Annotated in this window: 20 protein-coding genes; 5 read left to right on the forward strand and 15 right to left on the reverse strand. The window is 53.8% G+C overall.

All coding sequences use genetic code 11. From position 1 onward, the window contains the following. The first annotated feature begins 159 nt into the window (after positions 1-159). Positions 160-525, forward strand: a complete 366-nt coding sequence (queD, locus tag SOM82_RS16160) for a 6-carboxytetrahydropterin synthase QueD (RefSeq protein ID WP_320460482.1) — start codon at positions 160-162, stop codon at positions 523-525. 34 nt (positions 526-559) lie between these two features. Here the strand turns inward: queD and queE are convergent, their stop codons facing one another. Then, entirely contained in the window at positions 560-1231 is a 672-nt protein-coding gene (gene queE, locus SOM82_RS16165; RefSeq protein WP_154126034.1) for a 7-carboxy-7-deazaguanine synthase QueE, read from the reverse strand. Between the two features lie 71 nt (positions 1232-1302). Further along, positions 1303-1992, reverse strand: coding sequence for an N-acetylmannosamine-6-phosphate 2-epimerase (locus SOM82_RS16170; protein WP_320460483.1), 690 nt, complete (start codon positions 1990-1992; stop codon positions 1303-1305). Between the two features lie 412 nt (positions 1993-2404). Here SOM82_RS16170 and SOM82_RS16175 point away from each other — a divergent pair, with 412 nt between their 5' ends. After that, positions 2405-3229 (forward strand): MurR/RpiR family transcriptional regulator, encoded by an 825-nt coding sequence (locus tag SOM82_RS16175; protein ID WP_320460484.1) that lies wholly within the window; start codon positions 2405-2407, stop codon positions 3227-3229. A gap of 59 nt (positions 3230-3288) precedes the next feature. Here SOM82_RS16175 and eno read toward each other — a convergent pair whose 3' ends face one another. The 5 genes from eno to rlmD all read right to left on the reverse strand — a co-directional run bounded on the left by eno (position 3289) and on the right by rlmD (position 10965). Continuing rightward, on the reverse strand, positions 3289-4584 hold the full coding sequence (eno, locus tag SOM82_RS16180; RefSeq protein ID WP_154126038.1) for a phosphopyruvate hydratase: 1296 nt from the start codon (positions 4582-4584) through the stop codon (positions 3289-3291). Between the two features lie 82 nt (positions 4585-4666). After that, positions 4667-6304: a glutamine hydrolyzing CTP synthase gene (gene pyrG / locus SOM82_RS16185; protein WP_320460485.1), complete on the reverse strand. Its 1638-nt coding sequence runs from the start codon at positions 6302-6304 to the stop codon at positions 4667-4669. 224 nt (positions 6305-6528) lie between these two features. Next, positions 6529-7320, reverse strand: coding sequence for a nucleoside triphosphate pyrophosphohydrolase (gene mazG / locus SOM82_RS16190; RefSeq protein ID WP_154126040.1), 792 nt, complete (start codon positions 7318-7320; stop codon positions 6529-6531). Between the two features lie 62 nt (positions 7321-7382). After that, a complete protein-coding gene (relA, locus tag SOM82_RS16195) occupies positions 7383-9614 on the reverse strand; it encodes a GTP diphosphokinase (protein ID WP_320460486.1) in 2232 nt (743 codons plus the stop codon). A gap of 52 nt (positions 9615-9666) precedes the next feature. Beyond that, positions 9667-10965 (reverse strand): 23S rRNA (uracil(1939)-C(5))-methyltransferase RlmD, encoded by a 1299-nt coding sequence (gene rlmD, locus SOM82_RS16200; RefSeq protein WP_320460487.1) that lies wholly within the window; start codon positions 10963-10965, stop codon positions 9667-9669. 57 nt (positions 10966-11022) lie between these two features. Here rlmD and barA point away from each other — a divergent pair, with 57 nt between their 5' ends. Next, positions 11023-13782: a two-component sensor histidine kinase BarA gene (gene barA, locus SOM82_RS16205; protein ID WP_320460488.1), complete on the forward strand. Its 2760-nt coding sequence runs from the start codon at positions 11023-11025 to the stop codon at positions 13780-13782. A gap of 46 nt (positions 13783-13828) precedes the next feature. Here the strand turns inward: barA and SOM82_RS16210 are convergent, their stop codons facing one another. The 8 genes from SOM82_RS16210 to syd form a co-directional block, all read right to left on the reverse strand. Continuing rightward, positions 13829-14968, reverse strand: a complete 1140-nt coding sequence (locus SOM82_RS16210; RefSeq protein WP_320460489.1) for a glycerate kinase — start codon at positions 14966-14968, stop codon at positions 13829-13831. Positions 14969-15056: 88 nt separating this feature from the next. Beyond that, positions 15057-16394, reverse strand: coding sequence for a glucarate dehydratase (gene gudD / locus SOM82_RS16215; RefSeq protein WP_320460490.1), 1338 nt, complete (start codon positions 16392-16394; stop codon positions 15057-15059). A 14-nt stretch (positions 16395-16408) separates the two neighbouring features. Beyond that, the gene (locus SOM82_RS16220; protein ID WP_320460491.1) at positions 16409-17752 is read right to left on the reverse strand and encodes an enolase C-terminal domain-like protein; all 1344 of its coding nucleotides are present in this window, start codon (positions 17750-17752) and stop codon (positions 16409-16411) included. Beyond that, complete coding sequence (gudP, locus tag SOM82_RS16225; protein WP_320460492.1) at positions 17749-19107, reverse strand: galactarate/glucarate/glycerate transporter GudP; 1359 nt, start codon at positions 19105-19107, stop codon at positions 17749-17751. Before gudP ends, SOM82_RS16220 begins: the two co-directional genes overlap by 4 nt. Positions 19108-19482: 375 nt before the next feature. Further along, positions 19483-19932 carry a flavodoxin gene (locus tag SOM82_RS16230; protein WP_320460493.1) on the reverse strand — a complete coding sequence of 150 codons (450 nt, stop codon included), beginning with the start codon at positions 19930-19932 and terminating at the stop codon, positions 19483-19485. Between the two features lie 21 nt (positions 19933-19953). After that, entirely contained in the window at positions 19954-20733 is a 780-nt protein-coding gene (gene truC / locus SOM82_RS16235; RefSeq protein ID WP_154126049.1) for a tRNA pseudouridine(65) synthase TruC, read from the reverse strand. Then, on the reverse strand, positions 20730-21059 hold the full coding sequence (locus tag SOM82_RS16240) for a YqcC family protein (protein ID WP_320460494.1): 330 nt from the start codon (positions 21057-21059) through the stop codon (positions 20730-20732). Before SOM82_RS16240 ends, truC begins: the two co-directional genes overlap by 4 nt. Before the next feature lie 628 nt (positions 21060-21687). Next, complete coding sequence (gene syd, locus SOM82_RS16245) at positions 21688-22233, reverse strand: SecY-interacting protein (RefSeq protein ID WP_320460495.1); 546 nt, start codon at positions 22231-22233, stop codon at positions 21688-21690. Positions 22234-22301: 68 nt separating this feature from the next. Here syd and queF point away from each other — a divergent pair, with 68 nt between their 5' ends. Both queF and ppnN read left to right on the forward strand, forming a co-directional pair. Continuing rightward, positions 22302-23144, forward strand: coding sequence for an NADPH-dependent 7-cyano-7-deazaguanine reductase QueF (gene queF, locus SOM82_RS16250; RefSeq protein WP_320460496.1), 843 nt, complete (start codon positions 22302-22304; stop codon positions 23142-23144). A gap of 193 nt (positions 23145-23337) precedes the next feature. Next, complete coding sequence (ppnN, locus tag SOM82_RS16255; protein WP_154126052.1) at positions 23338-24702, forward strand: nucleotide 5'-monophosphate nucleosidase PpnN; 1365 nt, start codon at positions 23338-23340, stop codon at positions 24700-24702. The last annotated feature ends 346 nt before the right edge of the window (positions 24703-25048 follow it).

The following is a 25048-nucleotide window of genomic DNA, read 5'->3' on the forward strand; positions in this document are numbered from 1 at the left end:
TAACAACAAAACCGATAAAGCAACCTGTTGAATATTAACAATTAAACCAGTCAAATTCTTTTGAAATAGCCTGACACAAGCAGAGGGCCGTTTTAGTTAATGCTAAAAAATGTACTTTCCGGTACTATGCGGCGGTTTTTTCCGCATGACTGAGAGCACATGATGTCCACCACACTGTTTAAAGATTTCATCTTCGAAGCCGCCCATCACCTGCCGCATGTTCCAGAAGGACATAAATGCGGTCGTCTGCACGGACACTCGTTCATGGTGCGTCTTGAAATTACCGGTGAAGTCGATCCGCATACGGGCTGGATCATGGACTTTTCCGAGCTAAAAGCGGCCTTCAAGCCGACCTACGATCGTCTGGATCACTACTATCTGAATGACATCCCTGGGCTGGAAAATCCGACCAGCGAAGTGCTGGCAAAATGGATCTGGGATCAGATGAAACCGCTGGTACCGCTGCTGAGCGCAGTGATGATCAAAGAGACCTGTACGGCAGGCTGCGTTTATCGCGGCGAATAAGACAAAAAAGCCCGGATATCCGGGCTTTTTTATATCAGGCAATATTCAGATACTTGTGCGTCTGCATCGACAAACGCCAGTTGCGCGCGATACAGGTTTCGATGCACAGACGCGTCGCGTCATCTTTTTGACTGATTGGCTGCAGGGCAATGATGCGCTGCTTTTCATCCGTCAGCGTCGCCAGTAATTCGTCCAGCGCTTCGATATCACGCACTCGCCCGACGGGATGTTTAATCTCATCGGCACGTTCAAGCGCCTGAGACAGCACATCATATCCACCACGCATATTCACTTTCGGCGATACCGTCACCCAGGTGCTATGCGAGCACCGCACTTCATGCGTGCCGCTGGTTTCAATCTGACAGCTGTAGCCGTTCTTTTCCAGCAGATCGGTCAGGGAAGTCAAATCGTGAATGCAGGGTTCACCGCCGGTAATGACCACATGGCGGGCCGTCCAGCCCTGACGACCAATGATCGCCAGCAGGTCTTCTGCGCTCCCGGCTCCCCACTTATCGCTCTCTTTCGTTTTAGCCAGAATACTAAACAGCGACACTTCCCGATCTGCGAGTTTATCCCACGTATGTTTGGTATCACACCAGGCACAGCCGACCGGACATCCCTGTAAACGAATAAAAATAGCAGGAACGCCGGTGAAGTAACCCTCGCCTTGCAGGGTCTGGAACATCTCGTTAATCGGGTACTGCATAGTCATCTCAATTTAGGGATAAACGTTAATTATCGCAGATCCCCGCCCAAGTATCATGCCCGATCGGTGCTTTACGCCCCCATTGCCGCCACAAAGCGTGCCGTGATCTGCTGTGGACGGGTGATCGCGCCCCCGACAACCACCGTGTGAGCACCCAACGCCAGGCATCGCGCAGCCAGTTCTGGCGTTTCGACATTGCCCTCGGCCACAACGGGAACAGTGACGGCGGCCACCACCGCGCGCAAAAACTCGCAGTCGTTTTCAGGAAGCGAATGACCAGCTGTATCCGCGGTGTAACCGTAAAGTGTGGTTCCTATGCAATCAAATCCCAGGGCCTGCGCTGTTTTTGCCTCGGCAAGCGTGGCAATGTCCGCCATCAGCAGTACCGACGGATATCGGGCGCGAATCTGTGCAACCAGGGTCTCCAGCGTTTCTCCGCCCGGACGCGGGCGTGCGGTGGCGTCAAGGGCGATAATTTCCGGCTTCACCGTCATCAGTTCGTCGATCTCTTTCATGGTGGCGGTGATAAACACCTCGCTGTCCGGATAATCACGCTTAATGATACCAATCACCGGCAGAGAGACGCTCTCTTTGATGGCGATGATGTCGACAACGCTGTTAGCACGAATGCCAGCCGCGCCACCCTGCGCCGCCGCCAGCGCCATGCGCGACATAATCAACGGGCTGTGCAGCGGTTCGTTTTCCAGCGCCTGACAGGAGACGATCAATTTGCCTTTCAATACATTCAGTATCGTTTTCATTACGCTAAACTCTCTTCGACTTCGTTTGAATGATGGTGGCGCGTGGGCCGTCAATTACCCGGCCCCCGTTGCCACACACGATCGCTTTCAGTGCCGCTTCATTGACCTTGCCGCCACCTTTGACCCTCGCACGCAAGCGCGTCGCGCAGCAGGCAATACCGCGACAGGCGACATAAACGATTTACCAAATCGTTGAGCCTTTTCAAACCACGCTCCTGAAGAGGCATCGCTGAACATTGGCATCATATTTTCCGTCCTCTCGCTAATAATGAAAATTTTTACCATATTATTAATTAAAACTGAAAATTATCACCAAAATTCCGGAAGCGGATCATACTTTTTTAAAATGACTGGTATCTCTCCCCTGCTTTCCGCCACACTAGCCGGCAGAGAAACGCATTAAGGATCTTGCATGTCAGACAATAAAAATCTGCTGCTGAGGCTGCGCCAGGGCGTCTCTGGATACAGCCCAACACACCAAAAACTGGGAGAGTTTGTCCTCAACGATCCTGAGAAAGTGCTCTACCTCACCATCACCGAACTGGCACGCGAAAGCGACACCAGTGAGGCAAGCGTAACGCGGCTTTGCCGCACGCTGGGATGTAAGGGATACACAGAATTTAAAATGGCGCTGGCGATGGATGTTCAGCGTAAACAGGCCCCGTCACGAAAAGGGGATCAGACAGATGAGGTAGTAGAAGAGTCCGTACTGGCGCTGCAGGATACCGCCCGACTGCTCGACAGAGCAGTTTTGCTGGAAGCGGCAAAAGCGCTCCACCAGTCGCGCTCGGTTTTTATCTACGGCGTCGCGGCCAGCGCGATCGTTGGCGACTATCTACACTACAAATTGCTTCGTCTCGGTAAACCTGCGCAGCTTTTTAGCGATATGCATCGGGCCTCGATGAACGCCGCAACGCTAACAGCCGATGACCTGGTGGTGGCTATTTCAAGTTCGGGTTCGACCCGGGATTTATTGCATGTGGTGAAGCTGGCGCGCAAACGCGGGGTCAAAGTGCTGGCGCTGAGCAACACGCCGCGCAGCCCGCTGGCATCAATAAGCGAAATGCTGCTGGTAGCAGCGAAACCCGAAGGCCCACTCAGTGCCGGGGCGCTTAACACAAAAGTTGGCGTCATGTTGCTGGTGGAGCTTCTCGCCACAACTCTGCTTACCCTTGACGATCGGTACAGCGATATCAGCCAACAAACGGCGAGCGCAACACTCCCCTTACTGCTGTAAATCTGCCATAAAAAAACCCGCCGAAGCGGGTTTTTTCTTAAGAGTGAAAGCTCAGTAAATTACTGACCTTTGATCTCTTTACGACCGTTGTACGGTGCTTTTTCGCCCAGAGCTTCTTCAATACGAATCAGCTGGTTGTATTTAGCAACGCGGTCAGAACGGCTCATAGAACCGGTTTTGATCTGGCCAGCCGCAGTACCTACCGCCAGGTCAGCGATGGTTGCGTCTTCAGTTTCGCCTGAACGGTGAGAGATAACGGCAGTGTAGCCAGCGTCTTTCGCCATTTTGATCGCAGCCAGAGTTTCGGTCAGAGAACCGATCTGGTTGAATTTGATCAGGATGGAGTTAACGATGCCTTTGTCGATACCTTCTTTCAGGATCTTGGTGTTGGTTACGAACAGATCGTCACCAACCAGCTGGATTTTGTCGCCCAGAACTTTAGTCTGGTATGCGAAACCATCCCAGTCAGATTCGTCCAGACCGTCTTCGATAGAGACGATTGGGTACTGTTTGGTCAGGTCTTCCAGGAAGTGAGTAAACTCTTCGGAGGTGAATGCTTTGTTGCCTTCGCCAGCCAGAACATATTTACCGTCTTTGTAGAACTCAGAAGCTGCACAGTCCATCGCCAGAGTGATGTCAGTGCCCAGCTCGTAGCCAGCCGCTTTAACAGCTTCAGCGATAACAGCCAGTGCTTCAGCGTTGGAACCCAGGTTTGGCGCATAGCCACCTTCGTCACCAACAGCAGTGTTCATACCTTTAGCTTTCAGAACTTTAGCCAGGTTGTGGAACACTTCAGAACCCATACGTACCGCTTCTTTCAGGGATTTCGCGCCAACTGGCTGAATCATGAATTCCTGAATATCAACGTTGTTGTCTGCGTGCTCACCACCGTTGATGATGTTCATCATCGGAACCGGCATAGAGTATTTACCTGGGGTGCCGTTCAGTTCAGCGATGTGCTCATACAGCGGCTGACCTTTAGAAGCAGCAGCGGCTTTGGCGTTAGCCAGAGACACAGCCAGGATTGCGTTCGCACCGAAGTTAGATTTGTTTTCAGTACCGTCCAGGTCGATCATGATTTTGTCGATGCCAGCCTGGTCTTTGGCGTCTTTGCCAAGGATTGCCTGAGCGATAGGACCGTTAACCGCGCCAACAGCTTTGGTTACGCCTTTACCCAGGAAACGGGATTTGTCGCCATCGCGCAGTTCCAGCGCTTCGCGGGAACCAGTAGAAGCACCTGACGGAGCAGCAGCCATACCAACGAAACCACCTTCCAGGTGAACTTCGGCTTCAACGGTCGGGTTACCACGGGAGTCGATGATTTCACGACCGATGACTTTAACGATTTTGGACATTAGATTTTCCTCAGTACAAGTTAAACTAAAACTCCAGACAAACAACGCGTACCGATGGTACGCGTTGCCGTTCTAACTTTTTTTACTTCGCCTGACGCTTCTGGTACTCGCTGGCGGCTTTCACGAAGCCTGCAAACAGCGGATGTCCATCACGCGGCGTTGAAGTAAATTCCGGGTGGAATTGGCAGGCAACGAACCACGGATGGTTTGGCACCTCAATGATCTCGACTAACTGATCATCCCCGGAACGGCCCGCAATACGCAGACCCGCAGCTTCAATTTGTTTCAACAGCATGTTGTTGACTTCGTAGCGGTGACGATGGCGCTCAGTGATGGTTGGTGTGCCATACATCTTGCGAACCAGGCTATCGTCAGAAACCTGGCAAGCCTGTGCGCCAAGACGCATCGTGCCACCCAGATCGCTCTTCTCAGTACGGACTTCGACGTTGCCGTCTTCATCACGCCATTCTGTAATAAGCGCTACAACAGGGTACTTACAGTCTGGCACAAATTCCGTAGAGTTCGCGTTTTCCATCCCGACTACGTTACGAGCAAACTCGATCAACGCCACCTGCATACCCAGGCAAATGCCAAGATAAGGAATATTGTTTTCACGCGCAAAGCGTGCGGTAGCGATCTTACCTTCTACACCGCGGTAACCGAAGCCACCCGGGATCAGAATTGCATCCAGATCTTTCAGAATTTCAACGCCGCGCGTTTCAACATCCTGCGAATCAATCAGCTTGATGTTGACGGTAACGCGATTCTTCAGACCACCGTGTTTCAGCGCTTCGATAACTGACTTGTAGGCATCCGGCAGTTCAATGTACTTGCCGACCATACCGATAGTCACTTCGCCTGCCGGATTCGCTTCTTCGTAGATAACCTGTTCCCATTCTGACAGATTAGCTTCCGGACAGTTCAAGCTGAATCGTTTACAAATATAATCGTCCAGACCCTGTGATTTCAACAGGCCCGGGATTTTATATATGGAATCGACGTCTTTCAGAGAAATAACAGCCTTTTCAGCAACGTTACAGAACAAAGCAATTTTCGCGCGTTCGTTGGCCGGTACGGCACGATCGGAACGGCAGATCAGGATATCTGGCTGGATACCGATAGAGAGCAGTTCTTTAACGGAGTGCTGAGTGGGTTTGGTTTTTACTTCACCGGCAGCGGCCATGTACGGCACCAGCGTCAGGTGCATAAACAGCGCATGTTCACGGCCAATATCAACCGCCAGCTGACGAATCGCTTCCAGGAATGGCAAGGATTCGATATCACCCACCGTGCCGCCAATTTCAACCAGCACAACATCATGGCCTTCGCCACCAGCGATGATGCGCTCTTTGATAGCGTTAGTGATGTGCGGGATAACCTGAACGGTTGCGCCTAAATAGTCGCCACGACGCTCTTTACGCAGAACGTCAGAATAAATACGACCCGTAGTGAAGTTGTTGCGACGGCTCATTTTGGTGCGAATGAAGCGCTCGTAGTGGCCTAAGTCCAAATCGGTTTCAGCGCCGTCTTCTGTAACGAACACTTCACCGTGCTGGATTGGGCTCATGGTACCCGGATCGACGTTGATGTACGGATCCAGTTTCATCATGGTCACATTGAGGCCACGGGCTTCAAGAATGGCCGCGAGGGAGGCTGCGGCAATGCCTTTACCCAGAGAGGATACAACCCCGCCGGTCACAAAAATATAGTTCGTTGTCATGCTGAACCTGAGAAGTTAGGTTGGAATGATGGAATAACCAGGACGGGAAAGTAGTATACCCGAACACGGCGAGCGCCACAAACTTTCATTCTCCGTCTCCTGACTCAGGCTTTGACAAACATAGGGAGTGAGAAAATAGCCCCTTTTGGGTAAATGTTTTTGACGCAAATCAAGCGCTTGTCATTTAAAAAATCACACAAATTGCGCTTGATCGCAAAAATCCGTTAGAGATCATGTTCCTGGCGTTTTACTTCCTGCCACACTTCCTCCATCAAATCGAGGTCAACCCCGGTCATTTCCAGGCCCCGTGCGGCGACAATGCGTTCGACTTCGCGGAACCGACGCTCAAATTTCAGGTTCGCTTTTTGCAGCGCCGTTTCGGCTTTGACGCCCAAATGACGAGAAAGATTCACGGTTGCAAAAAGCAGATCTCCCATCTCCTCTTCTAGCCTGGCCTGGTCCACAACGGCCTGTTTTGCTTCGTCCATGACTTCGTCGATCTCTTCGTACACTTTGTCCAGAACCGGGCCAAGCGATGTCCAGTCAAACCCTACGGTCGAGCAACGTTTCTGGATTTTATGCGCGCGCATGAGTGACGGCAGGCTATGAGGAATATCATCCAGCGCTGAATGCTGTGATTTTTCAGCCCGCTCAGCGCTTTTGATCTGTTCCCAGCGCACGAGCACTTCTTCACTGTTACCCGCCGTGGCATCGGCAAAAATGTGCGGATGACGGCGTTCAAGTTTGTCGCTGATCGCCGCACAAATATCATTGAAATCAAAACGCCCTTCTTCCTGCGCCATCTGGGCATAGAACACGACCTGGAACAGAAGGTCACCCAACTCTCCGCGCAGATCGTCAAAATCCTCCCGGGAGATGGCATCCAGCACTTCGTAAGTCTCTTCAAGGGTATAAGGCGCGATGGTGGCGAATGTCTGCTCTTTGTCCCACGGACAGCCGTTTTCCGGGTCTCGCAGACGTTTCATTATGCCGAGCAGGCGGTCGATTTGAGTCATGGGAATTCCTTGCGGTAAGCCCCCTCTCCGGTACCGGAGAGGGGTAAAGAGGGGGGTTGTATTTAGCCGCCGTGCAGACGGCGTGCGTCAATCACGTCTGGCACCTGATTCAGTTTACCGAGCACGCGGCCCAGCACCTGCAGGTTGTAGATTTCAATGGTCATATCAATGGTGGCAAGCTGCTCACGGGTATCGCTGCGGCTGGCCACGCCCAGTACGTTCACTTTCTCATTGGCGAGAATGGTGGTGATATCACGCAGCAGACCGCTACGGTCGTTGGCGGTCACGCGCACCACCAGCGAATAACCGGCTGAATAGCTCTCCCCCCAGACGGCATCCACGATGCGTTCCGGGGCATGGGATTGCAGCTCGGCGAGCTGGTCACAGTCGGAGCGGTGAATGGAGATCCCTCGCCCCTGAGTGATAAAGCCGACGATATCATCACCTGGAATGGGCTGGCAGCAACGGGCAATATGGTGCATCAGGTTACCGACACCTTCGACGACCACACGGCCATTGTCTTTGCTGCGGTGTTGCGGCGTATAGGTTTTCTGCTGAAGCTGTTTCAGCGCCGCCGCATCCTGTTCCGCCGCACTCGGTTTATTAAACTGCGACTGCAGGAAGTTCACCATCTGGTTGAGACGAATATCACCGCCACCAATTGCTGCTAACAACTCATCAAGCTCATTAAAGTTGTAGCGTGGCAGCAGATGTTTTTCCGCCTCTTTAATGCTGATACCCAGATGTTCCAGCTCATCATCCAGAATCTGGCGACCGGCAAGAATGTTCTTGTCACGATCCTGTTTACGGAACCAGGCGTGAATTTTGGAGCGTCCACGGCTGGTTGTGACGTAGCCCAGGTTTGGGTTTAGCCAGTCGCGACTTGGGTTCGGCTGTTTCTGGGTGATGATTTCAATCTGGTCTCCCATCTGCAGCTGATAGGTAAAGGGTACGATGCGTCCGCCGATCTTCGCCCCGATGCAGCGATGCCCGACATCGCTGTGGATGTGGTAAGCAAAATCAAGCGGCGTGGATCCCGCCGGCAAGTCCACCACATCCCCTTTCGGGGTGAAGACATAGACCCGATCATCAAAGACCTGGCTACGCACTTCGTCGAGCAGTTCGCCCGAATCGGCCATCTCTTCCTGCCAGGCGATGAGTTTACGCAGCCAGGCGATACGATCTTCGTGCCCGGTACGCGTTCCGGTCGATGGACCTTCTTTGTACTTCCAGTGTGCCGCGACGCCCAGCTCCGCGTCTTCATGCATCTGTTTGGTACGAATCTGAATTTCAACCGTTTTACCGCCGGGCCCCAAGACTACGGTGTGGATCGACTGATAGCCGTTCGGTTTTGGGTTCGCGACGTAGTCGTCGAATTCATCCGGTAAATGGCGGAAGTGAGTATGCACTATCCCCAGCGCGGCGTAGCAATCCTGAAGACGGTCGGCAACAATTCGTACTGCGCGCACGTCAAACAGCTCATCAAACGCGAGATGTTTTTTCTGCATTTTGCGCCAGATGCTGTAGATGTGCTTCGGACGCCCATAGACTTCAGCCCGCACATTTTCTTCTTTCATCGACTTGCGCAATCCGCCCACGAACTCATCAATGTAGTGTTCGCGATCGATACGACGCTCGTGCAGGAGTTTGGCAATGCGTTTGTATTCAGCCGGATGCAGGTAGCGGAAGCAGTAATCTTCCAGCTCCCATTTTAACTGACCAATACCTAAGCGGTTGGCCAGTGGCGCATAGATATTGGTACACTCTTTCGCTGCCAGTACGCGCTCGTCTTCCGGCGCATCCTTCACCTCGCGCAGGTGCGCAATGCGCTCTGCCAGTTTGATGACCACGCAGCGGAAATCATCGACCATCGCCAGCAGCATACGGCGGACGTTATCAACCTGTTCGGAGGAGACCGAATCCGTTTGGGCGGCTTTAAGCTGACGAATGGCGGCCATATCGCGTACGCCGTGGATCAGCGAAACGACGGGTTGGCCCACGCTTTCCCGCAGGACATCTTCGCTCACCACTTCCGCATCCGCCAGTGGGAACAGCAGCGACGCCTGCAGTGTTTCGATATCCATATTTAACATGGAGAGGATTTCGACCATCTCGATACCGCGCCAAAGCAGCAGATCGGCATCCGCATGGCCCTTCGTGGTACGCAAACAATAGGCCCAGGTTTCGGTTAAGCGTTCACACGACTGCTGGCTGGAAATCCCCAGACTTACGATCCATTTTTGTGGGTCAAACTCACCAGCTTTATTCAGATGTGCACTTCTTACCGCAACCATCGTCCTCTCCTTTAGGGACCAGGGCCTGTCGAATTCGACAAGCCAAAACTAATTAGATGTGCTCAAACAACACCATTGATTCCAGATGCCCAGTGTGCGGGAACATATCCAGCATTGCCAGACGCTGAATCTGGTAACCCGCGCGCAATAATGCTTCGCTGTCCCGCGCAAGCGTGGCAGGGTTACAGGAAACATAGACCACACGTTTTGGGGCGAGTTTAATTATATGCTGCATTACGCCAGGCGCACCCGCGCGTGCAGGATCGAGCAGAATTTTATCGAACCCATGCTTTGCCCACGATTGCAAAGTGACATCGTCCTCCAGATTTTCATGAAAGAATGTCACATTGTGCAATTCGTTCTGAAGCGCATTTTGCTGGCCTTTCGCCACCAGCGCCTCAACCCCTTCAACCCCGACAACGCTTTGGGCTCGTTTCGCCAGTGGAAGAGTGAAATTTCCCATCCCACAAAACAGATCGAGCACCCGGTCGCCAGGTTGAACATCGAGCCACTCCACCGCTTTGGCCACCATCTGCTGGTTTACACCATCGTTCACCTGGATAAAGTCGCGCGGACTGAACATTAAGCGTAGCCCGTCAGACAAATACCAGGGCGCGTCTCCCGTCACTTGCTCAAGTATCTCGCTTTGTGGCGCGAGGAAAAGCGCCAGCTCATGAGAATGCGAAAAGCGTTCCAGTTTTTCGCGATCTTTGACAGAGAGAGGCGCAGTGTGGCGCAGCACCATCAGCGGGCCATTGTCGGCCAGCACCAGCTCCACATGTCCCAGCGATCGGGCCCCCTGTAAATCGGCGAGGCAACGGCGCACTTCCGGGAGCAGCGCCTCAAGACGGGGCACCAAAATGGGGCACTGTTTGATATTCACAATGTCATTTGAGCCGGATTGACGAAAGCCCATCTCCAGCGTGCGCGTTTTAGGCTGATAGTTGAGACTCAGGCGCGCCCGGCGGCGATAACCCCAGGGTTCACCAGAAATGATTTCGTTCACATCATGCTTGATCAGACGTGCCAGAGCGGTGCTTTTACTGCTCTGCTGTAGGGCAACGCTGGCGTGCTGCTGTTGGCATCCGCCGCAGACGCCAAAATGCGGGCATCCAGGCACCACGCGTTCGGCACTATCATTAAGACGGCGTTTTACCAGCCCACGCCCATACTGACGTTTATCTTCCGTTAAGGTGACTTCGGCGCGCTCATTGGGTAATAATCCGGGGATAAACAACGTTTTGCCATTGTGATGTGCAACGCCCTGGCCAAACGGATCCAGGTCTGTGACATCAACAGTTATGATCTGACGCGTCGTCACGCGTCGCTTTGCAGAGTAGAATTGCGCCATCGCCGAGAATTTTCTCAAATAAACATAATGACCCTAATTGTCCCATAACGGAACTCCATGACCAACTACAGCCTGCGCGCGCGCATGATGATTTTGATCCTCGCCCCAACCGTTCTTATCGGTTTACTGCTGAGCATCTTCTTTGTTGTGCACCGTTACAACGACTTGCAGCGTCAACTGGAAGATGCGGGAGCCAGCATCATCGAACCGCTCGCCGTCGCCAGCGAATACGGGATGAACCTGCAAAACCGCGATCCTCTGGGACAATTAATTAGCGTTCTGCATCGGCGTCATTCAGATATCGTGCGTGCCATCTCGGTATATGACGAAAATAATCGCCTGTTTGTCACGTCGAATTTTCATCTCGATCCGACCGGGCTGAAAATTCCCGATGGCGCGCCCTTCCCGCGTCGCCTGAGCGTGCTCAGGCATGGCGATATTATGATTCTGCGCACGCCGATTCTGTCGGAGAGTTATTCACCTGATGAATCGGCCACCTCCGATGCCAAGGCCAGTACCAATATCCTGGGATATGTGGCGCTGGAGCTGGATCTCAAGTCGGTGCGATTACAGCAGTACAAAGAGATTTTTATCTCCAGCGTGATGATGCTGTTCTGCGTTGGCATTGCGCTGATCTTCGGCTGGCGATTAATGCGTGACGTCACCGGCCCGATTCGCAACATGGTGAATACCGTTGACCGCATCCGGCGCGGTCAGCTCGACAGCCGCGTCGAAGGGTTCATGCTCGGCGAGCTGGATATGCTGAAAAACGGCATCAACTCAATGGCGATGTCGCTGGCGGCGTACCACGAAGAGATGCAGCATAACGTCGACCAGGCCACCTCCGATCTGCGCGAAACGCTGGAGCAGATGGAGATCCAGAACGTTGAGCTGGATCTGGCGAAAAAACGCGCTCAGGAAGCGGCACGCATCAAATCTGAATTCCTTGCCAATATGTCTCACGAGCTGCGCACCCCGCTGAACGGAGTGATTGGCTTCACGCGGCTGACGCTAAAATCAGAGCTTAATCCTACGCAGCGCGACCATCTGCACACCATTGAGCGCTCCGCCAATAACCTGCTGGCGATTATTAACGACGTCCTCGACTTCTCAAAACTGGAAGCGGGTAAGTTAATCCTCGAAAGTATTCCGTTCCCCCTGCGCAGCACGCTGGATGAAGTGGTGACTCTGCTGGCCCACTCTTCGCACGACAAAGGGCTGGAGCTTACGCTGAACATCAAGAACGATGTGCCGGATAACGTCATCGGCGACCCGCTGCGTCTGCAACAGGTGATTACCAATCTGGTCGGCAATGCGATTAAATTTACCGAAAGCGGCAACATTGACGTTGTGGTCGAAAGGCGTGCGATCAGTAATAACAAAGTACAAATTGAAGTGCAGATCCGCGACACCGGCATCGGGATACCTGAACGCGATCAGTCGCGACTGTTCCAGGCATTCCGACAGGCGGACGCCAGTATCTCTCGCCGCCACGGCGGAACGGGTCTGGGACTGGTCATTACCCAGAAGCTGGTCAAAGAGATGGGCGGCGATATTTCCTTCCACAGTCAGCCTAATCGCGGCTCGACCTTCTGGTTCCACATCAATTTGGATCTGAATCCCAACGTGGTGACCGACGGCCCGATAACGGACTGTCTGCGTGGCAAGCGCCTGGCGTACGTTGAGCCCAATGCGGCTGCGGCACAGAGCACCCTGGATGTGCTTAGCACCACGCCGCTTGAGGTCATTTACAGCCCGACGTTCTCTGCGCTGGCAGTCGATCATTACGACATTTTACTGATGGGTATTCCGGTGACCTTTACCGGTGAGCTGACGATGCAGCAGGAGCGGCTGGCGAAAGCCGCGTCCATGACCGATTTCCTGCTGTTAGCCTTGCCGTGCCACGCGCAGCTTAACGCTGAAGAGCTTAAACACGACGGCGCGGCGGCCTGCCTGTTAAAACCGCTCACCGCCACGCGTCTGCTGCCTGCGCTAACAGAGTATTGCCGGCTTAATCATCAGGCGCTGCCGTTTGATAGTCAGGACCATAAACTGCCCATGAGCGTTATGGCCGTGGATGACAATCCGGCAAACCTGAAGCTTATCGGCGTCTTGCTGGAAGATCAGGTGCAATATGTGGAGCTGTGCAGTAGCGGTCCGCAGGCGGTTGAGCATGCTAAACAAATGCAGTTTGATCTGATTCTGATGGATATTCAGATGCCCGGCATGGACGGCATCCGCGCCTGCGAGCTCATTCGCCAGCTCCCGCACCAGCAGCAAACACCGGTGATTGCCGTAACGGCCCATGCTATGGCGGGGCAGAAAGAGAAACTGCTGAGCGCCGGAATGAATGACTATCTGGCTAAACCGATCGACGAAGAGAAACTCCACAGTCTGCTGTTGCGTTATAGGCCCGGTTTCACTCTCGCGAACTACCTCACCCCACCAGAGCCAGTGGAAATCACCGTCAACCCGAACGCGACGCTCGACTGGCAGCTGGCCCTGCGCCAGGCCGCCGGTAAAACCGATTTAGCCCGCGAAATGTTGCAAATGCTGGTCGCCTTCCTGCCGGATATTCGCAATAAAGTTGAAGAACAGCTGGTGGGTGAAAATCCGGACGAGCTGGTGGAGGCCATCCATAAACTGCACGGCAGCTGTAGCTACAGCGGGGTTCCGCGCCTGAAAAACCTGTGTCATATACTGGAACAGCAGCTGCGTGCGGGAACGCCGGAGTCGGAACTCGAACCGGAGTTTCTGGAGCTGCTCGATGAGATGGATAACGTGGCGCGTGAGGCGCAAAAAATACTGGGAGGCTAAGGGCGGCCTTGGCCCCTCACCCCAAAGGGGCGAGGGTGAAGGGAAGTTAGGTGTTCATTCCCATTTTCAAAACCGCCGCGATATTTCTCGCCGCCATACGCACGTTTTCTGCGGCGTTGTCTAACGCCTCTTCCAGAGAACAGACGGTGTAGATCACGCTGAACACCGCGTCGATGCCGTGATGGTGTACCACGCCAACATCCGCCGTCAGGCTGCCCGCAATCCCGATGACCGGTTTATTGTAGCGTTTAGCGACCTTTGCGACGCCAACGGGAACTTTGCCGTGGATCGTCTGGCTATCAATGCGTCCTTCACCGGTAATCACCAGATCGGCATCAGCGACGTGCTTGTCCAGCTGCAAGGCGTCCGTCACAATCTCGATCCCCTGACGCAGCTGCGCGCCACAAAACGCATAGAGCGCCGCCCCCATCCCGCCGGCCGCACCGCCTCCTTCAAGATTGAGGACATCAATATCCAGATCGCGGGCAATAATCTGCGCATAGTGCTCCAGCGACCGATCCAGCCGGGCGATCATCTCTGGCGTCGCCCCCTTTTGCGGGCCAAACACCGCCGAAGCGCCTTCTTCGCCGATGAGCGGATTGGTGACATCGCAGGCCACTTCAATCCGGCAGTCCGCCAGACGCTTATCCAGCTCGCTGATATCAATCCGCGCCAGTTTTTCCAGCTCACCGCCGCCCTGCCCAATGGAATGGCCCTGGTTATCCAGCAGCTTTGCACCCAACGCCTGCACCATCCCGGCTCCACCGTCGTTGGTGGCGCTGCCGCCAATCCCAATAATAATATGCTGCACACCCGCATCCAACGCATGGCGAATCAGTTCTCCCGTGCCCCAGGAGGTGGTTTTTAACGGATTGCGTAAGGAAGGCGCGACCATTTCCAGGCCACTGGCCGCCGCCATTTCGATAAATGCACTTTGCTCATCGCCGGATAGCCCATAGAAGCCTTCGACATTTTCGCCTAACGGCCCCGTGACCCTGACCTTAACTATTCCGCCCTGCGTGGCAGCAACCATTGCTTCAACCGTACCTTCACCACCGTCGGCCACCGGCAGTTTCACGTAGTGCGCTGAAGGGAAGATCTCGCTGAATCCTTGCTCGATCGCTGTTGCTACCTCAAGCGCACTCAAACTTTCTTTATAGGAGTCTGGTGCGATTACAATTTTCATAAGCCATCCTTACGCCTGTTGACTACATTGAGCATACACCCGCATTGATTGCAAAAATGCCGACTCCCGCAGGAACCGGCATTGATGCTTATCGCACCATGCAAGGACGTTTATTGTTGAAGGTCCATTCCGGGATTAAATACTGCATCGCCATCGCGTCGTCGCGCGCGCCCAGGCCATGCTTCTGATACAGCTCGTGCGCTTTCATCAGCTGATCCCTGTCCAGCTCGACGCCCAGACCCGGCGTGGTCGGTACCTGGACCATTCCGCCTTTGATTTCGAACGGCTGTTTGGTCAGACGCTGATTACCCTCCTGCCAAATCCAGTGGGTATCAATGGCGGTAATGTTGCCCGGCGCGGCGGCGGCCACATGGGTGAACATCGCCAGTGAAATATCAAAGTGGTTATTGGAGTGCGAACCCCAGGTCAGCCCGAATTCATGACACATTTGCGCCACGCGTACCGAGCCCTGCATCGTCCAGAAGTGCGGATCCGCCAGCGGAATATCGACAGATTGCAGAGAGAGCGTATGGCCCATCTGACGCCAGTCGGTGGCAATCATGTTGGTGGCCGTCGGCAGGCCCGTTGCACGGCGGAACTCCGCCATCACTTCGCGGCCCGAGAACCCCTGCTCGGCACCACATGGATCTTCGGCATACGCCAGGACCCCTTTGAGGTGTTTGCCGATACGAATCGCTTCTTCGAGCGACCACGCGCCGTTCGGATCCAAAGTCACCCGCGCCTGCGGGAAGCGCTTCGCCAATGCGACAATCGACTCCGCTTCTTCTTCACCCGCCAGCACGCCGCCCTTCAGTTTGAAATCGTTAAAACCGTATTTTTCGTAAGCCGCTTCAGCAAGGCGCACGACCGCATCCGGCGTCATGGCTTCATCGTGACGGATTCGATACCAGTCGCATTTTTCGTCCGGCTGGCTCTGGTACTCCAGCGGCGTGAGTTTGCGATCGCCGACAAAAAACAGATACCCCAGCATTTCCACTTCGCTACGCTGTTGGCCCTCACCGAGCAGCGAGGCGACATTGACCCCGAGGTGCTGCCCGAGAAGATCCAGCATCGCAGCCTCGATCCCGGTCACCACATGGATGGTGGTGCGCAGATCGAAGGTTTGCAAACCCCGGCCCCCCGCATCACGATCGGCAAACGTGTGGCGCACGCTGTTCAGTACGTTTTTATATTCGCCCAGCGGTTTACCGACCACTAACGGAATCGCCTCTTCCAGCGTCTTTCTGATTTTTTCGCCGCCCGGAATTTCACCCACGCCGGTATGGCCGGAGTTGTCGTTAATGATCACGATATTGCGGGTAAAGAAGGGAGCATGCGCTCCGCTGAGGTTCATCAGCATACTGTCGTGACCGGCGACGGGAATAATCTGCATGGCGGTCACGATCGGGGTAGAGAAAGTGCTCATCGTTCAATCCTTTTTTATGAGTGGCGACCGAACGCCGGGCGTTTACGGTCAAATGTCCAACCGGGCACAAGATACTGCATCGGACCGGCGTCATTTCGCGCACCGCCAGGCAGCGTCTTGTACAGTTCATGCGCTTTGTGGATCTGATCCCAGTCCAGTTCAACGCCCAGTCCCGGCGCATCCGGAACGGCAATCTGACCGTTCTTAATTTCAAGCGGATTTTTGGTCAGGCGTGAGTCGCCTTCCTGCCAGATCCAGTGGGTGTCGATAGCGGTGGGGGTACCCGGCGCAGCAGCACCAACGTGGGTGAACATCGCCAGCGAGATATCGAAGTGATTGTTGGAGTGGCATCCCCAGGTTAAGCCCCAGTCGTCACATAGCTGCGCGACTCGCACTGCGCCGGAAAGTGTCCAGAAGTGGGGATCCGCCAGCGGGATATCCACGGAATTAAGCATCACCGCATGTCCCATTTCTCGCCAGTTGGTGGCAATCATATTGGTCGCCACCGGCAGGCCTGTGGCGCGGCGAAATTCGGCCATCACTTCGCGACCGGAGAAGCCTTGCTCCGCCCCGCACGGATCTTCCGCGTAGGCCAGGACGTCGTTCAACCCTTTACAGAGTGAAATCGCCTCGTCCAGTCGCCATGCGCCATTCGGATCGACGGTGATTCTTGCCTGCGGGAAACGTTTTTTGAGCGCTCTGGCGCTGTCGATCTCCTGCTCGCCCGGCAAGACGCCCCCCTTGAGTTTGAAATCCTTAAAACCGTATCGATCCTGTGCGGCTTCAGCCAGCCGGACAATCGCTTCGCCGGTGAGCGCCTCCTGGTGACGCAAGTGATACCAGTCATGATTGCCCGACGTGCTGGACAGATAGGGCAAATCGGTTTTCTTGCGATCGCCTATGTAGAACAGATAACCCAGAACCGTCACCGCATCGCGCTGTTTGCCTGGACCGAGCAATTCGCAAACCGGTACGTTCAGCGCCTTACCGAGCAGATCAAGTAGGGCGGCCTCCAGCGCCGCCACGGCGTTTACCCGCAGCTCAAATGTCCAGGCGCCTTTGCCGAAAGTGTCGAAGTCAGCCGCCTGGTTGCCTTTATGAACGCGCTGCACCACGCTATTCAGACGAGCGATCTGCTGGCCGATGACCATCGGCACCGCGTCCAGCAGAGTCTGATAAATCACCTCGCCGCCGGGGGCCTCACCGACACCGGTGTTCCCGGAGTTGTCCGTGAGCACCACGATATTGCGGGTAAAATGTGCGTTATGTGCGCCGCCAATATTAAGTAGCATACTGTCGAAGCCGGCGACCGGAATGACCTGCATATCGGTAATGATCGGACTCGATTGTGTATTCATCCTGCGCCCCCCACGACGGGTTTCAGCTCAATACGTTTGATATCGCCTACCAGCACCAGATAGCTCAGAACGGCCACCAGCGCGTGGACTCCAACGTAGATCAACGCGCCGTTAAAGGATCCCGTCGTGCCGACGATGTAGCCGATAGCAATCGGAGTGACAATGCCCGAGATATTACCGAACATATTGAACAGTCCACCGCTCAGGCCGCTTATCTCCTTCGGTGCGGTATCCGCCATCACCGCCCAGCCCAATGCGCCAATTCCCTTGCCGAAGAAGGCCATCGCCATAAAGCCGATAATCATCCACTCCGCGTTCACATAGTTACAGAACACCATCGACATAGAGAGCAGCATCCCAAGGACAATCGGCGTTTTGCGTGCGATATTGAGCGAGCCGGTCCGCCGCATCAGCCAGTCGGAAATCACGCCTCCCAGCACACCGCCAATAAAGCCGCATACCGCCGGGACAGAGGCCACAAAGCCCGCCTTCAAAATCGACATCCCGCGCGCCTGAACCAGATAAACCGGGAACCAGGTGATAAAGAAATAAGTCAAAGCGTTGATGCAGTACTGACCGAGATACACACCGATCATCATGCGCGAGCCCACCAGTTGCTTGATTTGGCCCCACTTCTGGCTGAAAGGCACTTTTGCTTTGTCACTCTTTTGATCCATGTTGATCAGCGCACCGCCCTCTGCGATGTACTCAAGCTCTTTCTTGTTAACGCCAGGATGTTGGTTCGGTTCGTGGATCACTTTCAGCCAGACAAAACTGATGACGATCCCAAGCCCCCCCATAAAGAAGAAGACATGCGACCAGCCCACTTCATGCGTCAGCCAGCCCATGATCGGTGCGAAGATAACCGTGGCGAAATACTGCGCGGAGTTAAAAATGGCGACAGCGGTGCCCCTCTCTTGCGCCGGGAACCAGGCCGCAACAATGCGACTGTTACCTGGAAACGAAGGCGCTTCTGCCAGCCCAACCAGGAAACGTAATGTGAAGAGCGCCACGATAATGCCGAAACCGTTAAAGATATCGACAAAGCCCTGCAACAGCGTAAACAGGGACCAGATAAAGATGGACCAGAAATAGACACGTTTGGATCCGAAGCGGTCTAGCAGCCAGCCGCCGGGGATTTGGCCGATCACATAGGCCCATGAAAATGCGGAGAAAACGTACCCCATGCCGACCGGATCGAGGCCAATGTCTTTCGCCATTTCTGAACCAGCAATCGACAGCGTGGCGCGGTCACCATAGTTGAAGGATGTGACGATAAACAGCATCACCACTATCCAGTAGCGAGCATTCGTGCGCTTCTCAGCGCTGCTCGCCGCGTGGCTTAATGTACTCATTGTTGCACTCCTGAATCATAGCTTTCGCCAGGTTCATTCTGTACGGCACAACCTGTAGGGTAATCAGAATGAGCGGTTAGTGTTTTGCAGTTTTAGTACGGCATTTCTGGTACGGATGGATGCCGTTTTATGTTTTTGACTGCCTTTGTAGCAACTGACCGGAAAAGTATAAGAAAGGGATCAACAGCGCCTCACTGTGCAGGAACACAACATTGTGAGAGCGGTTTAAGGTTGTTTCTGGCATAAGCCCAGACAAGTGGAAGGTACTTCACGAAAACGTGATGACGGGTCGAAGCCGGGGAGATGAAACAAAAGAGTGTGAGACAGGTCGCTTGACGCCGGGGTATACGCCCTCCGCGAAAGGAGGGCGGGAGATTATTTGATTAACGCGCCCCACTGTTCAACCCAGGGGTTAGACTCGCTTTCCGGTTCAGGATGCTCGCTGGCGTCAATCATCAACATTTCGCCGACACGCTGGGCGCTTTGCTCCTGCAGGAGCGCATCGAACTGCTTACCCCCACCGCAGAAATGGGTATAGCTACTGTCACCGAGGGCGATGATGCCATAGTGAACATTGGGCTGGTAACCTAAGGTGTCTTTAATACCCTGATAGAGCGGAACAATACTCTCCGGCAGATCGCCTTGTCCCGTTGTCGAGGTCACCACCAGCACGTACTGATCTTTGTATTTTTCCCAGTCAGCCAGTTCAGGATCTTCATAAACTGTCGCTTTATGGCCCATGCCGGTCAGGATCGCCTCGGCTTCTTCGGCCACCAGCAGCGAGTTACCGTACATCGTGCCGACAAAAATTCCCACTTCAGCCATGCTTAACGCCCTCTGTTATCGCTATTGCCGATCATCCTGACCGTTGCTCGCCTCAAACTCAACCCTTTCATTTTCGGGGAGTTGTCCCGTCCAGCCAAACTGTGACAGCGCCTGCATCCACACCTCATCCAGCCCAGCGCGGATCACCAGCGGTTCACCGGTAAAAGGATGGGTCAGGCTAAGCTGGCTGGCGTGCAGCATCAGACGGTTACAACCGAAATGCTCCGCCGCACTGCGGTTCTGGCGTAAATCGCCGTGCTTGCTGTCGCCGATAATAGGATGACGCAGATGGGAGAGATGGCGACGCAGCTGGTGTTTGCGTCCGGTTTTTGGCTCCAGCTCAACCAGCCCATAGCGGGTGGTTGGAAATTTACTGGTCGCAACAGGCATTTCAACAGTCGCCAGACCGCGATAGTCGGTGACCGCCGGCTGCGGTTCTTTGTCATCGCGGGCGAATTTATCAGCGATTTTATCCAGCTCTTCAACCAAGGGATAATCGAGCGTCGCTGCATCCATCAGCCAGCCACGGACAATGGCGTGATAACGCTTTTGAATCTGATGTTGTTCAAACTGCTGCGACAATAACCGCCCCGCTTCACTCGACAGCCCCATCAGCAATACGCCGGAAGTCGGCCTGTCCAGACGGTGAACGGTATAAACGTGCTGACCAATCTGGTCGCGCACGGTTTGCATCACCACCACTTTCTCGTCACGATCCAGCCAGCTGCGATGAACCAGCCAGCCAGACGGTTTATTCACCGCCACCAGCCATTCATCCTGATAGAGGATCTCAATGGTCATGCTTTATCACCGGCAAACAGCGTGTCCAGCCGCTGCAGTTCAATCAGCACCACATCGCGCGCCGGGTGCTGCGCATCAAGCGCCATTTCATAATAAGGCGTGACCGCAAAATCGTGCGGCAGAGGATATGCCCCATCCAGCAGCGCATGCAGACGTGGGATCAGCACCCATTGCAGCCACTCGAAAGGTTCAAGGGTGTCCAGGCAGAAGGGCTGGGTGCTTGCTAAAGCCTCAGGCTGCGGCGCGGTTTCTTGCCACAGCTGATGTTTGCGCAATAGTGCTTCGATGGCGTGCAACTGAGCACGAACGCTATCGTTATGCGTCATAAAAACCTCACCTGAGAAACTGAAAGGCGCGCAGCATAGCATTGCGGGACGCAGAAATAAAAAAAGGGAGCACTGTATAAACAGTGCTCCCGGTTCGTTCCGCAGCAATCCAGCTACAATTTGTGCTCCCTGCTCGTCCGTGACAACTTTTCCTGCGACCCAAGGGTCTGGTTATCCGTAACCGCGCATCCTGCTCACATCGCCCTGATGTGATTGTTTCATCCTGAAACGTCCTGGCCTTCCTGACCCACCGGGCATCCTGACCGGCTCTCTTTCTCCTTCCTGGAGGTGTCCCTTACGCGTCCTGCGTTATCCTTTTGCTTCATCCTGAAGCCTTCCTGCAGCGCCATCCTGACGTATCCTGTGTGAGAAGCGTCATCATCCTGATGTTCGTCTCTCGTGTCAGCATCCTGTCGACGGACATAGAATCCGCTATTCCGCTCCGTCTTACAACCCACTGGTGCAGGCTTACAACAGTCTCACGCTGAATAAAAATAAGAAATAATCAAGTTAACCATTTGAAATAATTAGTTTTTAGAATAACTAAATAGTTAGCTTCTCGCTATGTGTTGCGGCGATCTCTCACAAACATGTAAGAGATCTCTCACAAGCGTTGTTGCGTGATGGATTACAAATCGGGTTCAAGCTGATTGAGGAATTCCACAAGTGAGGGCGCGAGAACGTCGCGTTTGCGGGTACCGAGCGTCTCTTTAATGACTTCGCCATGCAAATTACAGACAGCGATCACGTCGAGTTCGCTGTCGAGCGTAGCGATAAACAGCGTCGGCGAAAGTTTCAGGCGTTTTTGCGTCACCAGATGGCCAATCAGGTTTTCCTGTACACGCTGGAAATCCTGCTCACTCCAGGTCTGGAGCAACGTCAGCGTTTCACTCGCGAAACGGGCGCGCATATCCCCGGCAAACTGTGTGGTGTAAAAGGCATGAACAGCTGGTTGTACCACGATGTCCATTGCGCGTTCAACCGCATTTACATTCTGCCCGGCCGTAAATGGCTGAGGCTGCCAGATAATCCTGTCGTCCAGCGTCGTGATGATGCACGGTGACGGCACGCCGTATAACTCTTCACTTTGCGGCCAGGTCTCATTCTGTTGATGCCATGCATCGCAGTAGCGCGTCGTGAACGCCGTCAGGGCATTTGCAGTCTCAATATCCACCGATTTCTCTCTTCACGTAAGACAGGATAAACTCTGCCTATAGTGTACCTGCAAAGTGGCAACGAAACATGTCTTACGAAAACCATCAGGCGTTAACAGGCTTAACGCTTGGCAAATCTGTCGATTACTGCGACACCTATGACGCAAGCCTGCTGCAAGGCGTTCCCCGCAGCCTTAACCGTGATCCGCTCGGACTGCACGCCGACGCGCTGCCTTTCACCGGCGGTGATATCTGGACGCTGTACGAACTCTCATGGCTCAACGCCCGCGGACTGCCGCAGGTTGCGGTGGGTCATGTTGAACTTGATTACGCCAGCCTGAATCTGGTGGAGTCCAAAAGCTTTAAGCTTTACCTCAACAGCTTTAACCAGACCCGCTTCGACAGCTGGCAAGATGTGCAAAGCACGCTTGAACGTGATTTAAGCGCCTGCGCGCAAGGGAAAGTCACGGTGGCCCTGTACCGTCTGAACGAACTGGAAGGCCAGCCTGTCGCCCATTTCCACGGCACCTGTATTGATGACCAGGATATCACCATTGAGAGCTATGAATTCAGCACGACATATCTTGAACAGGCCACTGACAGCAAAGTGGTTGAAGAGACGCTGGTGAGTCATCTGCTGAAGTCTAACTGTCTTATCACGCACCAGCCCGACTGGGGATCGGTGCAGATCCAGTATCGCGGACCGAAAATCGATCGGGAAAAACTGCTGCGCTATCTGGTCTCCTTCCGTCATCACAATGAGTTTCACGAGCAATGCGTGGAGCGCATCTTTAATGATATCCAGCGTTTCTGCCAGCCCGAGAAACTGAGTGTCTACGCGCGTTACACCCGTCGCGGCGGATTAGACATCAACCCGTGGCGGACCAATACGGACTTTGTTCCGGCGACAGGGCGCCTGGTTCGTCAGTAATCAATAGATAACATCATTTGGGCTGCATCAAGGTGAGCAGGTGCAGCCAACGCAGTGACAGCATAAAGGATGAGATATATAAATATTTTCACAATATGCGGGCGGTATTCCGCCTCTGAGGTTGTGAAACGTCATAAGCCAGGGCTATTGTAATCAACAGGGAAAGAAGATCTTTATCCCGTAAGGAGCTCACTTGATTACACATATTAGCCCGCTTGGCTCAATGGATATGTTGTCGCAGCTGGAAGTGGACATGCTTAAACGCACGGCCAGCAGTGACCTTTATCAACTGTTTCGCAACTGTTCACTTGCCGTTCTGAACTCCGGAAGTCTGACCGATAACAGTAAAGAGTTACTGTCTCGCTTCGAAAGCTTTGATATCAACGTGCTGCGCCGTGAGCGTGGCGTAAAGCTTGAAGTCATCAATCCGCCGGAAGATGCCTTTGTCGATGGGCGAATCATTCGCTCACTGCAGGCAAACCTGTTCGCCGTTCTGCGCGACATCCTGTTTGTAAACGGTCAAATTCACAACGCAGGGCGTTTCCAGCACCTGAATCTGGAAAGCTCGGCGCATATGACCAACCTGGTGTTCTCCATTCTGCGTAATGCCCGCGCCCTGCACGTGGGTGAAGCGCCAAACATGGTGGTCTGCTGGGGCGGTCACTCTATTAACGAAACCGAATATCTGTATGCTCGCCGTGTAGGAACCCAGCTAGGTCTGCGCGAGCTGAACATCTGTACCGGCTGCGGCCCAGGCGCCATGGAGGCGCCAATGAAAGGCGCTGCAGTGGGTCATGCCCAGCAGCGTTATAAAGAAGGCCGATTCATTGGTATGACTGAACCATCGATCATTGCAGCGGAACCACCTAACCCGCTGGTGAACGAGCTGATCATCATGCCGGACATCGAAAAACGTCTCGAAGCATTTGTTCGTATCGCACATGGGATCATCATTTTCCCGGGCGGGGTCGGCACGGCAGAAGAGCTGCTGTACCTGCTGGGCATTCTGATGAATCCGGCAAATAAAAATCAGGTACTCCCCCTGATCCTGACCGGTCCAAAAGAGAGCGCAGATTACTTCCGCGTACTGGACGAGTTTATTGTTCATACCCTGGGTGAAGCGGCCCGCAGCCACTACCGCATTATCATTGACGATGCGGCTGAAGTGGCGCGCCAGATGAAAAAAGCGATGCCGCTGGTGAAAGAGAATCGTCGTGATACGGGCGACGCTTACAGTTTCAACTGGTCAATTCGCATTACGCCGGACCTTCAGAAACCGTTCGAGCCTTCGCATGAAAATATGGCGAACCTGAAATTGTACCCGGATCAACCGGTTGAAGTGCTGGCCGCCGATCTGCGTCGCGCGTTCTCGGGTATCGTGGCCGGGAACGTCAAAGAAGTTGGCATTCGTGCCATTGAAGAGTTCGGCCCGTATAAGATTCACGGCGACAGCGAGATGATGCGCCGTATGGACGACCTGTTGCAGGGCTTTGTCGCGCAGCATCGTATGAAACTTCCCGGCTCAGCTTACATTCCTTGTTACGAGATTTGCGCTTAACGGCCTCTTCGCTTCCCCTCTCAAGCCGGGTTTAACCCGGCTTTTTAATTTCCGCTGACAAATCATAGATCTTATTTATGTTATTTACATTTCCCGCCCACACGCAAACGATTACCTGCTTTTTCTAACCGTGATTTATCAGCCTTAATCGAAATTAATCACCAGAAAAAACTAAAAACCGCCATCTTTACAGCCAAACTCACGTATCTCGCTGTCTGATCTTTCAGGTCGCATGTCGTTAATGATAGCCTTCGCGCCCGTAAATTCGCTTTGACGTTTTATTAACAGTTTTTTGGTCTAATAATGCCCACATCGAAAGTGGATTATTGCATTTGGGATCAGGATC

Source organism: Lelliottia sp. CFBP8978, assembly GCF_034046055.2.
In the GTDB taxonomy this organism is placed as follows: Bacteria; Pseudomonadota; Gammaproteobacteria; order Enterobacterales; family Enterobacteriaceae; genus Enterobacter.